At 68.1% G+C, this 15,775-nt stretch carries 12 protein-coding genes; 3 read left to right on the top strand and 9 right to left on the bottom strand.

Going from position 1 to position 15,775, the window contains the following annotated elements:
• Positions 1–3: 3 nt before the first annotated feature.
• From Q4F91_RS00130 to fmt, 7 genes are all read right to left on the bottom strand, one after another.
• Positions 4–1,476 carry a TrkH family potassium uptake protein gene (locus Q4F91_RS00130; protein ID WP_303333737.1) on the bottom strand — a complete coding sequence of 491 codons (1,473 nt, stop codon included), beginning with the start codon at positions 1,474–1,476 and terminating at the stop codon, positions 4–6.
• Positions 1,477–1,478: 2 nt separating this feature from the next.
• Entirely contained in the window at positions 1,479–2,894 is a 1,416-nt protein-coding gene (gene trkA / locus Q4F91_RS00125; protein WP_303333736.1) for a Trk system potassium transporter TrkA, read from the bottom strand.
• A gap of 71 nt (positions 2,895–2,965) precedes the next feature.
• Entirely contained in the window at positions 2,966–3,781 is an 816-nt protein-coding gene (locus Q4F91_RS00120) for a response regulator (RefSeq protein ID WP_303333735.1), read from the bottom strand.
• Between the two features lie 23 nt (positions 3,782–3,804).
• The gene (locus Q4F91_RS00115; RefSeq protein ID WP_303333734.1) at positions 3,805–6,069 is read right to left on the bottom strand and encodes an ATP-binding protein; all 2,265 of its coding nucleotides are present in this window, start codon (positions 6,067–6,069) and stop codon (positions 3,805–3,807) included.
• A gap of 3 nt (positions 6,070–6,072) precedes the next feature.
• On the bottom strand, positions 6,073–6,702 hold the full coding sequence (locus tag Q4F91_RS00110) for a DUF4390 domain-containing protein (protein WP_303333733.1): 630 nt from the start codon (positions 6,700–6,702) through the stop codon (positions 6,073–6,075).
• On the bottom strand, positions 6,699–8,045 hold the full coding sequence (rsmB, locus tag Q4F91_RS00105) for a 16S rRNA (cytosine(967)-C(5))-methyltransferase RsmB (RefSeq protein ID WP_303333732.1): 1,347 nt from the start codon (positions 8,043–8,045) through the stop codon (positions 6,699–6,701). Before rsmB ends, Q4F91_RS00110 begins: the two co-directional genes overlap by 4 nt.
• The gene (gene fmt / locus Q4F91_RS00100; RefSeq protein WP_303333731.1) at positions 8,045–8,998 is read right to left on the bottom strand and encodes a methionyl-tRNA formyltransferase; all 954 of its coding nucleotides are present in this window, start codon (positions 8,996–8,998) and stop codon (positions 8,045–8,047) included. Before fmt ends, rsmB begins: the two co-directional genes overlap by 1 nt.
• 102 nt (positions 8,999–9,100) lie before the next feature.
• Between fmt and Q4F91_RS00095 the strand changes: the two genes are divergently transcribed.
• Positions 9,101–10,006 (top strand): alpha/beta fold hydrolase, encoded by a 906-nt coding sequence (locus Q4F91_RS00095; protein ID WP_303333730.1) that lies wholly within the window; start codon positions 9,101–9,103, stop codon positions 10,004–10,006.
• Positions 10,007–10,014: 8 nt separating this feature from the next.
• Here Q4F91_RS00095 and def read toward each other — a convergent pair whose 3' ends face one another.
• Positions 10,015–10,554, bottom strand: coding sequence for a peptide deformylase (gene def / locus Q4F91_RS00090; protein WP_303333729.1), 540 nt, complete (start codon positions 10,552–10,554; stop codon positions 10,015–10,017).
• A 154-nt stretch (positions 10,555–10,708) separates the two neighbouring features.
• Here def and Q4F91_RS00085 point away from each other — a divergent pair, with 154 nt between their 5' ends.
• Entirely contained in the window at positions 10,709–11,602 is an 894-nt protein-coding gene (locus Q4F91_RS00085; RefSeq protein WP_303333728.1) for a DNA-processing protein DprA, read from the top strand.
• A 133-nt stretch (positions 11,603–11,735) separates the two neighbouring features.
• Positions 11,736–14,321, top strand: coding sequence for a DNA topoisomerase III (locus Q4F91_RS00080; RefSeq protein WP_303333727.1), 2,586 nt, complete (start codon positions 11,736–11,738; stop codon positions 14,319–14,321).
• Positions 14,322–14,399: 78 nt separating this feature from the next.
• Here Q4F91_RS00080 and Q4F91_RS00075 read toward each other — a convergent pair whose 3' ends face one another.
• Positions 14,400–15,743 carry a hemolysin family protein gene (locus Q4F91_RS00075; protein WP_303333726.1) on the bottom strand — a complete coding sequence of 448 codons (1,344 nt, stop codon included), beginning with the start codon at positions 15,741–15,743 and terminating at the stop codon, positions 14,400–14,402.
• Positions 15,744–15,775: the final 32 nt, after the last annotated feature.

Below are 15,775 nucleotides of genomic sequence, written 5' to 3'. Positions count from 1 at the left end.
CGCTCAGGTCTCCCAGAAGGCCCGTGTGAAGAGCACGAAGACAGTGAAGATCTCCAGACGTCCCGTGAGCATCAGGAACGTGAGGATGTCGAGCTGAAAGTCCTCGATCGAGGCGAAGTTGCCCGCCGGGCCCACGAAGCCGAGGCCGGGGCCGAGGTTCGCGAGGCTCGAGAAGGCCGCCGAGCACGCCTCGAGCGGCGCGAGTCCCGTCGCGAGGAGCACAAGCGTCCCGCCGAAGGCGGTGGCGAACCAGAGCAGGGTGTACGCGAGCACCGCGAAGGCGATGCTGTTCGAGATCGGTGTGCCGCCCACGGTGAGCGGCGCCACGGCGTTCGGGTAGAGCAGGTTCGTGAACTCGCGCTTCGCCTGCTTGGCCAGAATGAGCACGCGGAACATCTTGAGGCCGCCGCCCGTCGAGCCCGCGCAGCTCGCCACCGCCGAGGAGAGCAGGATCACCAGGGGGAGCCCGAGCGGCCAGAGCGACCAGTCGACGGTGGCGAATCCCGTCGTGCTCGCGGTGCTCACGACGGCGAAGGCCGCGTCGCGCAGCGCATCGATCGGGTCGTTGTAGACCCGGGTGACGAGGAGCGCGAGCGTCACGGCGAAGGTGAGCACGCCGAGGAGTCCCGTCCAGGAGAGGAACTCCGGGTCCCGGAGGTAGGCGCGCACCGAGCGGCGGCGCCAGGCGAGGAAGTGGAGCGAGAAGTTGCAGCCGCTCGCCACCATGAAGACGATCGCGACCAGGTCGACCGCGCCGCTCGCGAAGAAGCCGAAGCTTTCGTCATGCGCGCCGATGCCGGAGAGACTCACCGTGGTCATCATGTGCATGACCGCGTCGCGCCAGTTCATGCCCGCGAAGTGGTACGAGATCGCGCACGCGACCGAGAGCCCGAGGTAGAGGAGGTACAGCGCCCGCGCCGTCTCGGCGATGCGGGGCGTGAGCCTCGTCTCCTTCATCGGGCCGCTCGTCTCGGCCTTCATGATCTGCGCGCCGCCGACGCCTAAGAGCGGAAGGATCGCGACCGAGAGAACGATGAGGCCCATGCCGCCCACCCAGGAGAGCAGGCACCGCCAGCCGTTCACGGAGGGCGGCAGATGGTCGAGCCCCGTCATCACCGTGCCGCCCGTCGTCGTGAGGCAGCTCATCATCTCGAAGAGCATCTCCGAGAAGCCGTAGTGCTCGAAGTGCATGAGCATCGGGATCGTGGCGAAGGCCGCGGTGACCGACCACGAGAGCGTGACGAGCAGAAAGCCGTGCCTCGCCGTCATCTCGCGCCGGAAGGGCCGGAAGGCAAGCCAGAGCGCAAGGCCGGCGCCGCCCGTCACGGCGGCGCCCCGGAGGAAGTCCCCGAGCACGCCGTCGCCCTCGTACCAGCTGAAGGCGGCCGGGACGAGCATCAGCGCCGCGAAGGCGATGAGCACCGTGCCGAGGGCGTTGAGCACCGGAAAGAGCAGCAGACGGAAGGTGTTCCACATGGTCAGAAGAAACCCACGTCAACGGCGAAGACTTCCTCGATCGCGGGGATGAGGCGGCGGTTCGGGACGAAGACGATCAGACGGTCGTCCTGCTCGACCACCGCCCGGTCGAAGTTCGCCGTGAGCACCTCGGTCGTGTCTCCCTCGCCGCGGATGAGCGCGGCGATGGTGCAGCCCGCGGGAAGACGGATCTTCTCGATCGAGCGGCCCACGACGCGCGAGCTCTTCCTCGTGCCGTGCGCGACGAACTCGAGCGCCTCGGCGATGCCGTGGCGCAGCGAATAGGCGGCCGTCACGTCGCCGTGGCGGACGTAGCGGATGAGCTCGTCCAGTGCGGCCTGCGTCTGCGAGACCGTCACGTCGATGCGCGAGCCCTCGATCAGGTCGCCGTAGATGCGGCGGTTGACGAGCGCGATCGTCCTCCTCGCGCCGAGCTTCTTCGCGAGGAGCGCCGAGAGAATGTTGTTCTCGTCGTCCGCGGAGAGCGAGATGAAGAGGTCGCAGCTCTCCACGCCCGCCGTGAGGAGCGTGTCCTCGTCGTCGAAGTCCCCGGAGAGCACCAGGGCCCTGCCCTCGAGCTCGAGCGCGAGCTTCTCGGCCGCGCGGCGGTCGGCCTCGATCACGCGGATCGCCGTCGGGGCGGCGCCCGTGAGGAGGGTGCCCTCGGTGAGCTCGTTGACGATGCCGGCGCTCATGCCGGCGCTGCCGGCGATGATGACGGTCCTCGTCGCGCTCGCCCTGCGGCGCATCTGGGTCGTCACGAGCCTCGCGTGGCGCGTCGCCGCAACGAAGATCACCTCGTCGCCCGCCTCGATCAACGTGTGCGAGGTGATGGCGAGGCACTGGTTGCGGCGGAAGAGCGCGGCGATGCGCGCCTTCGCGTGCGGAATGTGGGCATTCAACTCCCCGATCGGGCCGCCCACCATGGGACTGCCCTCCTGGGCGCGCACGGCGACCAAGCTCACGCGGCCGCCCGCGAACTCCTGCACCTGCAGCGCCTCGGGAATGTCGATGAGCTTCACGAGGTAGCGGGTGAGCGCCTGCTCGGGCCAGATCACCGTCGTCGCGTCGAACCCCTCCTCCTTGAGGATGCGGGGGTAGTTGCGCAGCTCCTGGTTGCGCACGCGGGCGATGCGCGTCGGAATGTTGAAGATCCGCGAGGCGAGCAGGCAGCAGGCGAGGTTCGTCTCGTCGCTCGAGGTGACCGCGATCAGCATGTCGGTGTCATCGGCCGAGGCTTCGCGCAGCAGCTCGGGCGAGAGGGCGTCGCCCACGAGGCCGCGCAGGTCAAAGCGCGACTGCAGGAAGCTGATGTTCTCAGCGCTGCGGTCAATGACTGTGATGTCGTTGGCTTCGGAGACGAGGCTTTCAGCCACGGAACTGCCGATGCGTCCCGCGCCGATGATGAGGATCTTCATTGAGGTTGAGAGGAGTCCGCTGAAACGGCGACCGGGCGGAGATGCCCGCCCGGTGCTCGCTTCACGGCTCGTTATTTGTACGGCGGGATCACGTCGAGCGTGGATCCGGTCGGGAAGTCGAGAGTGCTTCCGGAGCTGGTGACGGTCGAGGCTGCGATGCGCGTCGGCTCGGTCTCGGTCGTGGAGGCCGGGACCGACTGGGGATTGCGGCGGGCCTCCTCGCGGAGCGCCTCGACGTCGAGCCCGAGCGCGCGGACCTTGCGGTAGAGGTGGGTGCGCTCCATGCCGGCGTGGCGCGAGAGGTCGGCCATCGACTGGTCGAGGTGCATGAGCACCGTGCGGAAGTAGGCGCGCTCGAACTCGAAGAGCACGTCACGGAAGGGGCGGTTGAAGTCGAGCGTGAGCCCGTACTCGGGGATCTCGAAGCTCGGCAGGCGCTGGCGCTGCGAGGCCGTGCGCTTCGTGCGGCGCGTCCTGCGGCCGTCGAGCTCCTCGCTCGCGGCCTGCTCGCGCCGGGCGGTCTCCCAGCGGCTGATGCCGTCGGGAATGGCCGAGAGGAGGCGCTTGAGTGAAATGGGCTTCTCGATGAAGTCCACCGCGCCGTCCTCGAGCGCGCGCTTCGCGTGCTCGATCGAGCCGTGCCCCGACATGACGATGACGGGGAAGTTGAGCTGCCCGGCGTATTTCCATTCACGCAGGAGCGTAAGTCCGTCGGTGTCGGGCATCCAGATGTCCAGAAGCACGAGGTCAAACTGCCGGCTGGCGACGAGATCGCGGGCCTCGGTCGCATTGGCGGCTGTCGCGACGCGGTAGTTCGAGTCGACAAGGATCTCCGAAAGGATGTTTCGGATACCGAGTTCGTCATCGACAATGAGGATTTCCGTCATGTTGCTCCGGTTAGTGTTCAGTTTTACGCCTGTTCTTCAGCGGGTCCGCGGGCGGCTGCGTCGCCCGGGGCGAGGTGCTCGAAGAGGATGTCGATCTGGGCGCCGAGGATCAGCGTCCCGCTCGGATCAGTCCTGTTCGAGAGACGAACGGCAGCCCTGTGCTCATCAAGGATCTTCTTGACCATCGGCAGGCCGAGGCCGGTGCCCGTCGCCTTGGTGGTGACATAGGGCTCGAAGGCGCGTTCGAGAATATTCTCGCTGAATCCGACGCCGCTGTCATGAAAATGAAGCTGCACGGCGCTCATGGCCCGCTCGGTGAGCACGCGGCGCGTCTCGATGACGATCCTCGGCGTGTCCCCCTCAGCGGCGTCGATGCTGTTGGTGATCAGATTATGCATGACCTGCCGCAGCTGGGCCTGATCGCCCTCGATCAGAGGAATGTCCTCGCAGAGGTCAAGCGTAAGCGAAATGCCGGCCTCCTGATAGAGCGCGCTGATGGAGCGCAGGAATGCGTTCAGGTCCATCGGCACGAGCTTCGCCTCGGGGAGCTTCGCGTACTCGCGGAAGTCGTTGACCATCTGCTTCAGGGCATCGACCTGGGTGGTGATCGTGTTCACCGTGTGCTCGAGCATGTCACAGTCGGCGTCGCTCGTGAGCTTGGGCTCGAGGCGCAGCAGCAGCCGCTCCGCGGCGAGCTGGATCGGCGTGAGCGGGTTCTTGATCTCGTGGGCGAGCCTGCGGGCGACCTCGCCCCAGGCGGTGGCGCGCTGCGCCTCGATGATCTTCGAGATGTCGTCGAACACGACGACGAGGCCGGTCTCCGATTCGCCGAGCGGCATGCGGGCGAGCTTCAGGTAAATCGGGACGGTCTCCTCGCCGGGACGCTCGAGCTCGAACTCAAGGCTCGCCGCGCCCGGGTCCGCGCCGAGGCCGAGCGAGAGCTCCGCGCTGCGGATCGCCCCGAAGAGCGCGGGCACGAGCGCGCGGATGTCCGCGTCGCGCCGGCAGGCGGCGTCGCCGAGGATGTCGCGCGCCGCGGTGTTGGAGGTGATGACGCGGTAGTCGCTCCCGAGCACGAGCACGCCCGAGGAGATGTTGACGAGCACGCGCTCGAGGTAGGCCTGCGCCTGCTCGGCGCGGCGGCGCTGCTCGTCGATGACGCGGCGCGACTCCGAGAGCTCGCGGATCATCTGGTTGAAGGACTGCGTGAGGGCGTTGATCTCCTCCTGGCCCTGGTACTCGCGGATCGGCTGGAAGTTGCCGTCGGCGACGCGCCGGGTGCCCTGCTCGAGCTGCAGGAGCGGGGCGACCGTGCGGCGCGCGAAGGCGAACGAGACGACGAAGGCGCCGAGCGCGGCGAGGAGCATCACGAGAAAGAGCGTGCTCGCGTAGACGCTCTGCAGCGAGGCCCTCGAGAGCACGAGCGTCTGGTACTCGCGGTAGCCCGCGACGAGCATCGCGGCGTTCTTCGTGGTCTCGGTCGGGACGGGCTGGATGATCTGCAGGTAGAGCTGCTGGCGGCGGAGGCCGAGCGCGGCCGGGTCCTCCGGGGTGCCGGTTTCCTCGTCGAGGGGCTGGATCGGGACGATGACGCGGATGGAGAGCTTTCCCTCGCGCAGCGCGTCGAAGTTCTCGAACGCGTCGCCGTCGATCACGCTGTAGATGCCGGAGGCCTTCACGGCCTGGATCTGCGAGACCGTCGGCACCTCGGGCATGAGGACGTTCAAGCGCGAGCCCGCGGCGGCCACCGCCGTGCCGTTCGGCAGGAAGACGAGCGCCTCGGTGCCCGGGCGGGTCTCGAGGATCCGCATCAGGTCGCTCATGATGAGCGAGGCCGGGGTGCTCGAGAGCTGGTCGGCGATCTCGCGCGCGGTCTTCTCGGTCACGGCCTGCTGCTCGGCGAGCAGCCCCCGGGTGATCGTCACGCCCGAGTCGAGCGCCTTCTCCACGCGCACGTCGAACCAGGAGTTGATCGAGCGGGTGATGAAGACCGTCGAGACGAAGTAGATGAGCAGGCACGGCACGAGGGCGAGCACGCCCGCCGAGATCGCGAGCCTCGTCGTCATGAAGACGCCGAACTCGTGGTTGCGGTGCCTCTGCCAGAGGCGCAGCGCCATGGCGACCACAATGCCGAAGAGCACGACCGCGATGACCCGGTTGATCACCAGGAGCACGGGGAACCAGCGCTCGAAGAGCGTGGTGTCCGAACTCGTCGCGGCGAGCACGAAGAGCGAGATGCCTGCGAGGACGAGGGAGGCGGCGAAGAGGCCGCGAAGCCACGAGGTCATCGCTTACTCACCGCCGGCCTGGGCGACCTCCGCGGGGATGCGGATCGCCGACCAGTCGCTCTCCACGGTCCAGTCGACCGAGTCATGGTTCGTCACCTGCATCGGCTTGGGGAGCTTGCCGGCGTCGAGGTAGAAGCGCAGCTCCGCCGTGAAGCCCGAGCCCGCTGCGGCGGTGCTGTCGGCGACGCGCCAGCGGCGGATGTTCTTGATGTAGGGAAGCGCCTCGTCGAGCGAGTCGAAGTTGAGCGAGATGCCGCTGTAGGAAACGGCGTAGCGCCGGGTGAGCGGGTTGAAGGAGAGGCGGATGTTGAACGTGCTCGTCGCCACGTCCCGGTCGAACCAGTACCAGCGCGACTTCGAGAGATCGAACTCGTACGTGAAGTAGAGCGCGATGCCGCGGTGCATCGCGTCGATGAGCGGCAGCGGCAGGTCGAATTCGTAGTGCGCCTCGATGAAGAGTCCCGGCGGTTCGCCGGGCTCGTCGATGGAGAGCGCCGCGCCCATGAGCTCCGCGCGCGCGGCCGACGCCGGGCCTGCGCAGAGAAGCGCCGCGGCGAGAAGCAGCGGCGCAACGAGCGCGGAGAGGCGTTGTACGCAGGGAAGGTGCATGCCGGCGGGGCGGTGGGGGTTCACCGTTTTTCGAGGAGCGCGTAGAAAAAGCCGTCGTGAACGGCGGGCAGGCCCTTCTCATCGGGCCAGACACCGTTCTCGGTCGGGATCAGATTCATCATACCTGCACCGGTGTTCCCGAGAGGAACGAGAGCGGCCTCCGGGTGGCGCCCGAGGAACGCCTCGATCTGCAGAGGACCCTCCTCGGGGAAGATCGAGCAGGTGCAGAAGAGGAGCTTCCCGCCCGTCTTCAGCACCGGCCAGAGCGCCTCGAGGATGCGCTTCTGCTCGGCGGCGAGCCGGCGGATGTCCTCGGGACGGCGCGACCAGGGCACGTCGGGCTGGCGGCGGACGATGCCGCTCGCCGTGCAGGGAGCGTCGAGCAGGATCGCGTCATAGGGCTCGCCAGAATGCCACTCGGCCACCCGGGCGGCGTCGGCGGCGCGCAACTCCGCGGCGCGCAGGCCGAGGCGCGAGAGCGTGCGCTCGATCATCGCGGCGCGCTCGGGATCGATCTCGAGCGCCGTGACGCGGCAGTCCGCGAGCTCGAGCATGTGGGCGGTCTTGCCGCCCGGCGCGGCGCAGGCGTCGAGCACGCGGTCGCCCGCCTTCACTGGCAGGAACCGGGCCGCGAGCTGCGTGCCCGCGTCCTGCACCGAGACCTCGCCCTCGGAGAAGCCCGGGATCTCCTCGACGGGAAGGGGCTTCTCAAGAAGAACGGCGTCCTCGCCCACGCGGCGCGCGGCGAGCCCGAGCTTTTCAAGACGCTCGAGATACGCTTCGGGCGTGAGCTGGCGGCGGTTGACTCGGAGCGTCATCGGGGCATGGAGCTGCGCCACGGTGAGAATCTGCTCCCAGTCATCGGGCCAGGCCCTGCGGACGCGGTCAATCCACCAGGCGGGGGCGTTGAAGCGCACCTCGGGGAGATTGCGAAGCTTCGCGAGGAGCGCCTCGCGCTCGCGCAGGAATCTGCGGAGCACGGCGTTCACGAGCCCGGCGAAGCGGGCCGTGCGGCGGCCGTCGCGGGCGGCGTTCACCGCCTCGCTCACCAACGTGAAGTCGCTGTAGCGCTTCTCCACGAGCAGCACGAGCGCGATCTCAAGCAGGCTCAGCACCGGCCCCGGGGGCGGGCTCTCGAGCATCTCGCGGGTGAGCGCGCCCGTGAGCGCGCGGCGGCGCATCAGGTCGTAGAGCATCGACTGGAGCGCCGCGCGGGCGTTGGGCGGAAGGCCCTCGGCCGCGATCTCAAGCGCGCCGGGCAGGTTCGCGCCCTCGCGCATGCGGCTCCTCGCGACGGCGGCGCGGGAGATGAGCTTGCGGAGCGGCAGCTGGCGCCGGCCTTCCGCGTTCTGGGTTTCAGCGGTCATCAGAGCACCTCGCCCGTCCTGATGCTGAGGCTCTGCACCGTGCCCGCGGCGGGCATGCGGGGCTTGCCCGGGCGCTGCAGGACGCTCATCCGGAGAGCGCCCGTCGCGCAGGCGACGGTGAGGACCTCGCCTGCCTCGAGCACCGTGCCGGGCGCGGCGGCGCCCTCGACGGCCTCGGCCGCCCAGACCTTGACCGTCACGTCACCGCGGGTGAACTGCAGGCCGGGGAAGGGGGTGAAGGCGCGCATGCGGCGCGCGAGCACCGCGGCGTCCGTGTTCCAGTCGATGTGGCTCTCGGGCTTGAGGAGCTTCTCGGCGTAGAGAACGCCTTCCTCGGGCTGGGGCCTCCAGTCGAGCTCGTCCGGGGTCTCGAGGGCCTTCACGAGGAGCTCCGCACCGATGTCCGCGAGGCGGTCGGTGAGCGTCTCGTTAGTGTCCTCGGGTCCGATCGGCGTGCGGGCCTCGAGGACCGCGGGACCCGTGTCGAGACCGAGCTCCATCTTCATGAGCGTGACGCCCGTCTCGGCGTCGCCCGCCTCGATCGCGCGCGCGATCGGAGCGGCGCCGCGCCAGCGCGGCAGCAGGCTCGCGTGGATGTTGATCGCGCGGATGTCGCCGCGCCTGCCGATGCCCTTCGCGCAGTCGAGCACGGCCTGCGGCAGGATGAGGCCGTAGGCGGCGACGACGAGGAGGTCGGCCTCTTCGGAGCGAAGCCGCTCGTGGACGGCGGGCGCGCCCTCGGGGTCCTTTTTCACGCTCAGCGTGAGCGGGGTGAGCACCTCGATGCCGAGCTCCTGAGCGAGCACCTTCACGGGGGAGGGCGTGAGCTTCATGCCGCGGCCGCTCGGGCGGTCGGGCTGCGTGAGCACGAGCGAGACCTCGTGACCGGCCTCGGCGAGCGCCTTGAGCGCGCGGGCGGCGAAGTCAGGGGTTCCGGCGAAGATGATTTTCATGGGCAGGGCCTCCGTGAGGCGGGGATTCGGACAAAGGGAACCATTTTAGAGGAATCGGGTAGCATGCCCGGAAAGCCGCAGACTGCGAGGAGGCTGAAAAAGATGACGGACAAGAACATTCTTGAGCGCGGGGACTTCCGCTACGCCTGGCGCCGGTGGGGCGACCCGCAGGCGCCCGCCGTCGTGCTCCTCATGGGGCTCGGGCTCTCGATGGACGCCTGGCCCGAGGGCATCATCTCGGGACTCCTCGCCGAGGGCTTCCAGGTGATCACGCCGGACAACCGCGACAGCGGCGACTCCTCGCGCATGGAGGCCTGGGTCACGGACCGGAGGGACGTCGTGCGCGCGATCGTGCGCACGCTGCTCGGGCTGCGCGTGACGGGCGAGTACGCGCTCGAGGACATGGCGCTTGATCTCGAGCGCCTGCTCGATGCGCTCGGCATCCGCCGCGCGCACGTGGCCGGCATCTCGATGGGAGGCATGATCGCGCAGGTCTTCGCCTGCCAGTGCCCGAACCGCGTGGCCACGCTCACCTCGATCTCATCGGCGGTGGGGAACCCGAGGACCGGGCTCGGGAGGCTCCGCGCGGTGGCGACCGTCGCGGGAGGCGGCAGCGACAGTAGTCCCGCGGGCGTGGAGCGCCATATCCGCAGGATGCTCAAGGCCCTCTCGGGGCCGAAGTACCGCCCGAGCGAGGCGGAGCTCGACGAGGCCGTGCGCTCGGCGCCGCGGCTCGGCTTCGACGGCGCGGCGACGCGCCGTCAGCTCATTGCATTGCTTGCGAGCGGAAACCGCCGCGCCGCGGTGAAGCAGCTCACGACGCCCACGCTCGTCATCCACGGGAAGGCGGATCCGCTGCTGCCCTTCAAGGCGGGCGAGGAGACCGCGCGGCTCGTCAAAGGCGCGAAGCTCATCGCGGTCGACGGCCTCGGGCACCAGCTCCCGCCGCAGCTGATGGGGCAGTACGCGCGCTGGATCGCCGCGCACTGCCATGCGCACCCGGCCTGAGAGAGGAATCAGTCCATGCGGTGGGCGCGTTCCTTCTCGCGCTCCTTCTCCTCGCGGCGCAGCTTGCGCAGCTTCGTCGCGGCGCGCTGCTTCTTGAGCATCGAGAGATGGTCGATGAAGACGATGCCGTCCAGGTGATCCGTCTCGTGCTGCACGCAGATCGCAAGCAGTCCCTCGCAGTCGAGCTCGAAGGTCTTGCCGTCGAGATCCTGGGCGCGCACGCGGACATGGTCCGGGCGCTTGACGTGCTCGTAGAGCCCCTTGAGCGAGAGGCAGCCCTCCTCGTGGTCGATGAGCGTGTCGCTCTTCTCGATGATCTCGGGATTGACGAAGACGGTGAGGCCGGTCTTTTCCTCGGTGACGTCGATCACGACCATGCGCTTCAGGACGCCGACCTGGTTTGCGGCCAGACCCACGCCGGGGGCGTCGTACATCGTCTCGGCCATGTCGGCCGCGAGGCGGCGCAGATCATCGTCGAAGACTGTGACGGGCTCGGCCTTGGCGGCGAGCACGGGATGCGGATACTGAATGACAGGAAGCTTGGCCACGGAAAAAACTCCTTCCCGATGGGGACGCGGGAAGCACGGAATTGTTTGAAAAGCCCAGAATTATAGGCTGCCCGTCCGGGCAGGTATGATGCCCGGGGCCGCCCGCGGATCCGTCGGGGGCGGACTTCAGGCAGGGAACCACAAGGAGAGGGACGTGAATCTCACCGACACCGATCAGGAGGAACTGCGCGGCTGGACCGCGCTCGCGCTCACGGACGGGCTCGCGGCGAAGGATGCGATCCGGCTGCTCTCCGAGACGGGGAGCGCCGCCGCGGCCTTCTCCCTCTCGCTCACCGACCTCGCGCGCCTGGTGGGCATGTCCGCCGCCGAGCGCATCCGGGCCGCCGCACGCGGCGCCATGGACGAGGAGACCGATGCCGTGCTCGAGTGGCTGAGAAATGCGCCCGACGCGCGGCTCGTCACCGTGGCCGAGCCCGAATACCCGTCCGGACTCGTGGCGGCGGGCACGGGACCGCTCGCGCTCTTCGCGCGCGGCAGTGCGAAGCTTCTCACCGAGGAGCCCGTCGCCGTCCTCGGCACCTGCGACCCGGACGACGAGGGCGCGGACAACGCCCGGGCCTTCGGCGCGGCGATCGCTCTCGCCGGCGCCCCGGTGCTCGCGACGCTCGAGTCCGGCATCCCGGCCGCGGCGCTCGAGGGAGCCCTCTCGGAAAGAAAGGCCGCCGCGCCCGTGGCGCTCCTCGCCACCGGTGCCGCACGGGCGCCGAAGGATCTCGCGGCGCTCCAGCGCCGGGTCCTCGAGGCGGGCGGGCTGCTTCTCACGGCCGAGGCTCCGCTCACCGGGCTCTCGGACGAGACCAGGGCGCGCCGTGACCGGCTGATCCCGGGCGTCGCGCGGAAGTTTCTCCTCATTGAGGCGGACCTCAGGGACCCCTCGGTCGGGCTCGCGCGGGCCGCGGCGGAACTCGGCGCCTCCGTCGGCGCGCTTCCGGGAAACATCCATGAGAAGCTCGCGAAGGGCGGCAATCAGCTCATCCGCGAGGGGGCGATGCTCGTCGAATCCGTCGCTGATCTCGGTCTTGACTAGGGCACCGGTTCGAAAAATGACATAATGCGCCTGCCTCGGGCGTGAGTCCGAGGCAACGGCTGTATGTCAGGAATTCATTGAAAAACACCGGGGAAGGCGCAGGAATCGCGCTTTTTCCTGTTGGGGAGGCGCCATGGGGCTCACCTTGGTCATCGCGGAAAAACCCTCTGTCGCAGGCGACATCGCCCGCGCGCTCGGCGGCTTCAAGAAAGACGGCGACTTCTGGGTTGGCGACGGCATGATCATCGGATCGGCCGTCGGTCATCTGCTTGAGATCAAGGTTCCGGACGAGTACGACGTGAAGCGCGGCAAGTGGTCCTTCGCGAACCTCCCGGTCATCCCGCCCCACTTCGACCTGCAGCCGATCAAGAAGAGCGCTTCGAAGTTCGAGGCGCTCGCCCGCAAGATCCGCAGCCGCACGGTCACCGACATCATCAACGCATGTGATGCGGGACGCGAGGGCGAGCTGATCTTCCGCTACATCATGCAGGCCGCCGGGAACACCAAGCCCATCCGCCGCCTGTGGCTGCAGTCGATGACGAAGGCCTCCATCCAGAAGGCCTTCGGCGAGCTGCGCACGGACGCGCAGATGAAGCCCCTCGAGGCCGCGGCGCGCAGCCGCTCCGAGGCCGACTGGCTCGTCGGCATCAACGGCACCCGCGCCCTCACCGCCTTCAACTCCAAGGACGGCGGGTTCTTCCTCACCACCGTCGGCCGCGTGCAGACGCCGACGCTCGCCATCGTCGTGGCCCGTGAGGAGGAGATCAATCATTTCAAGCCCCAGGACTACTGGGAGGTGCACGCCACCTTCGGCGCGGCCGAGGGCGACTACGAGGGCGTGCGCGTCATCGACGGCTTCGTGAAGCCCAAGGACAAGCCCGAGCTCAAGGCCGAGCGCATCTGGAGCGAGGACGAGGCGAAGGCCATCGTCGAGAAGTGCCGCGGCAAGAAGGGCGTCGTCACCGAGACGAGCCGCCGCTCCACGTCGCTCTCACCGGCGCTCTTCGATCTCACCTCGCTGCAGCGCGAGGCGAACGCCCGCTTCGGCTTCCCCGCCAAGATGACGCTCGCCATCGCTCAGCGCCTCTACGAGCGCCACAAGGTGCTCACCTATCCGCGTACCGACGCGAGGGCGCTGCCGAACGACTACGCGCCGACGGTGAAGGAGACGCTCGCGCATCTGCAGAAGATCGAGGCCTATGACCGCTTCGCCGCGAACATCCTCACCAAGGGCCTCGTGAAGCCCTCGGACAAGCGCGTCTTCGACAACGCCAAGATCAGCGACCACTTCGCCATCATCCCGACGGGCGAGATCCCGAAGGCGCTCGAGGAGACCGAGCAGAAGATCTACGACCTCGTCGTGCGCCGCTTCATGAGCGTCTTCTATCCCGCGGCCGTCTTCAACGTGACCACCCGCAAGACCGTCGTCGAGGGCGAGACGTTCCTCACCGAGGGCAAGGTGCTCCTCGAGCCGGGCTGGCTTGAGGTGGCCGGCCGCGCGGGCAAGACCCAGTCCGACCTGACGCCGGTCAGGAACGGTGAGACGGTTCTCACGAAGGCGATCGAGTCGGTCGCCGACCGCACCCGTCCGCCCGCCCGCTACACGGACGCGACGCTCCTCACCGCCATGGAGACCGCCGGCAAGAAGCTCGATGACGATGAGCTGCGCGATGCCATGGCCGAGAAGGGCCTCGGCACGCCGGCCACGCGCGCCCAGACGATCGAGGGCCTGATCGAGCAGAAGTACATCCGCCGCGAGGAGCGCTCGCTCGTTCCGAACGCCAAGGCCTTCCAGCTCATGCAGCTCGTGCGCGGCCTGCGCATCGACGTGCTCACGCAGCCCAGGCTCACCGCCGAGTGGGAGCACAAGCTCTCGCAGATCGAGCAGGGCACGGTCTCCCGCGAGGCCTTCATGGCCGAGATCAGCGAACTGACGCGCAGCATCGTCGATGTCGCCAAGAAGTACGAGGGCGACAGCGTTCCCATCGTCAACCCGATCCATTTCCACAACCGCTGCCCCGCCTGTGGCGGCGAGATCGTCGAGAACTACCGCCGCTTCGCCTGCACGGGCCCGGGCTGCTACTTCTCGCTCTCGAAGCACCCGTCGGGGCGCGCGCTCGAGCCCGCGGAGGTCGAGGAACTGCTCGCCAACCATCACATCGGGCCGCTCCAGGGCTTCATGAGCCGCCGCGGCTTCCCCTTCGAGGGCGAGCTCGTGCTCGAGAAGGACGCGGAGACCGGGCACTGGGGCATGCGCTTCGCCTTCGAGGAGCGTCCCGAGATCGACTCGGGCTCGATCGCCTCGGCGCCCGTCGTCGGCGACTGCCCGCTCTGCCGCGGCCGCGTGCTCGATCTCAACGAGCAGTACGTCTGCGAGCATGCCGTGAACGACCCGCGCACCTGCACCTTCCGTGCGGGCAAGACCATCCTGCAGCATGAGGTGACGCACGAGGAGATTGCGATGCTCCTCGCCGAGGGCCGCACGCCGCTCATCACGGACTTCATCTCGAAGCGCACGAACCGCCCCTTCAAGTCGTACCTCGTCTGGGACGCGAAGAAGAAGAGCGTCGCCTTCGAGTTCGAGAAGCGCGAGCCGAAGGCCGGGGCCGCAGAGGAAGGCGCCGATGCGGCGCCGAAGTCCGCGGCTGCGAAGCCCGCGGCGAAGCGCACCACGACGCGCTCGACCTCGACGCGCACGAGGAAGACCGCGGCGAAGTGACGCCCTGAGCCATCTGGAAAACGAAAAGCCCGCCGGATTTGAACCTGGCGGGCTTTTTCGCTCTTGAAGGGACGGCGATCAGACGGGAATCTGCGAGGCGTCCGGCGCCGGCGTGCGCTGCTCGGGCCTGGCGTTCTTCTTCGTCCTCGTGACGAGCACCTGGTCGATCTTGTTGTTGTCGACGTCCATCACCTCGAAGGTGTAGTCGGCGAGCACGACCTTGTCGGTGCGCTTCGGGATCTTGCGCAGCATGTACATCATGAAGCCCGCGACGGTCTCGTAAGCGGAGTCCTCCGGGAGCTCGTCGATCTCGAGCGCGTGCTCGATGTCCTCGATCGGCGTGGCGCCGTCGACGAGCCAGGTGTCCTCGTCGCGCTGGATGATCTGCACGTCGTCCTCGTTCGTCACGAGGTCGCCCATGACGGTCGCCATCACGTCGTTGATCGTGATGATGCCGACGACGAGCGCGTACTCGTTGATGATCACGGCGAAGTCGGTGTGCGTGCGCTGGAAGACGTCAAGCACCTCGGAGAGCGTGAGCGAGTCCGGGATGAACTGCACGCCCTGGAGGATCCCGGGCTCGCGGAACATCAGGGGCTTGTCCTCGAGCACGCGGCGCAGCAGGTGCTTCGAGTCGACGAAGCCGACGACGTGGTCGAGGTCCTTGTCGCAGACGAGGAAGCGGTTGTAGGGGACGGTGGCGATCTTGGCGCGGATGCTCTCGTCGGTCTCGTCGAGCGTGAAGTAGACGATGCTCTCGCGCGCGGTCATCGCGGAGGGCACGAGGCGGCTCTCAAGCTCGAAGACGTTCTGGATCACCGTCTCCTCCTCGGGGGCGATCACGCCCGCCGCGGCGCCGGCGCCGACGCTCGCGAGGATGTCCTCGGATGTGATCGTCTCCTGGCGCTTCGTGGGGAGCCCGAGCGAGCGGATGCAGGCGTCCGAGAGGCGCTCGAGCACATAGACGATCGGGCGGAGGAACTTGATGATGAAGTTCATCGGGCGCACGGCGAACATCGCGACCGACTCGGGACGGGCGATGGCGAGGCGCTTCGGCAGCAGGTCCGCGAAGATCACGAAGAGCGTCGTGGCGATCACGAACGAGATGAGGAAGCTCACGTGCGAGAGATCGCGGCCGGGGAGAAACTCCGCGAAGACCCAGTCGAAGAAGGGCGTGAAGGCGGCGTCGCCGATCACGCCGCCCAGAAGGGCCGTGGCGTTGATCATCACCTGGAGCGCCGAGAAGAAGCGGCCCGGATGGGACTGGAGTTCAAGCACGAGCGCCGCACGCCTGTCTCCGTCGTCGGCGAGGGTCTGCAGGCGCGTCTTCGACGCGCTCGCGAGTGAGATCTCGGCGGAGGAGAAAAAGGCGCTCAGGAACACAAGGCCGAAGAGCGCGGCGACTTGAGGCAGGGAATTCATGCGAAAAAAGACTCCGGGGGATAGGTCTCGCC

This window comes from Sutterella sp. (assembly GCF_030539355.1).
GTDB lineage: Bacteria > Pseudomonadota > Gammaproteobacteria > Burkholderiales > Burkholderiaceae_F > Sutterella.
This window is presented reverse-complemented; position numbering and strand designations above follow the sequence as displayed.

Bases quoted from the DNA above. Each gene is read 5' to 3' on its own strand.
- Q4F91_RS00130 (WP_303333737.1), bottom strand. From the start codon at position 1,476: ATGTGGAACACCTTCCGTCTGCTGCTCTTTCCGGTGCTCAACGCCCTC.
- trkA (WP_303333736.1), bottom strand. From the start codon at position 2,894: ATGAAGATCCTCATCATCGGCGCGGGACGCATCGGCAGTTCCGTGGCT.
- Q4F91_RS00120 (WP_303333735.1), bottom strand. From the start codon at position 3,781: ATGACGGAAATCCTCATTGTCGATGACGAACTCGGTATCCGAAACATC.
- Q4F91_RS00115 (WP_303333734.1), bottom strand. From the start codon at position 6,069: ATGACCTCGTGGCTTCGCGGCCTCTTCGCCGCCTCCCTCGTCCTCGCA.
- rsmB (WP_303333732.1), bottom strand. From the start codon at position 8,045: ATGACCGCTGAAACCCAGAACGCGGAAGGCCGGCGCCAGCTGCCGCTC.
- fmt (WP_303333731.1), bottom strand. From the start codon at position 8,998: ATGAAAATCATCTTCGCCGGAACCCCTGACTTCGCCGCCCGCGCGCTC.
- Q4F91_RS00095 (WP_303333730.1), top strand. From the start codon at position 9,101: ATGACGGACAAGAACATTCTTGAGCGCGGGGACTTCCGCTACGCCTGG.
- Q4F91_RS00080 (WP_303333727.1), top strand. From the start codon at position 11,736: ATGGGGCTCACCTTGGTCATCGCGGAAAAACCCTCTGTCGCAGGCGAC.
- Q4F91_RS00075 (WP_303333726.1), bottom strand. From the start codon at position 15,743: ATGAATTCCCTGCCTCAAGTCGCCGCGCTCTTCGGCCTTGTGTTCCTG.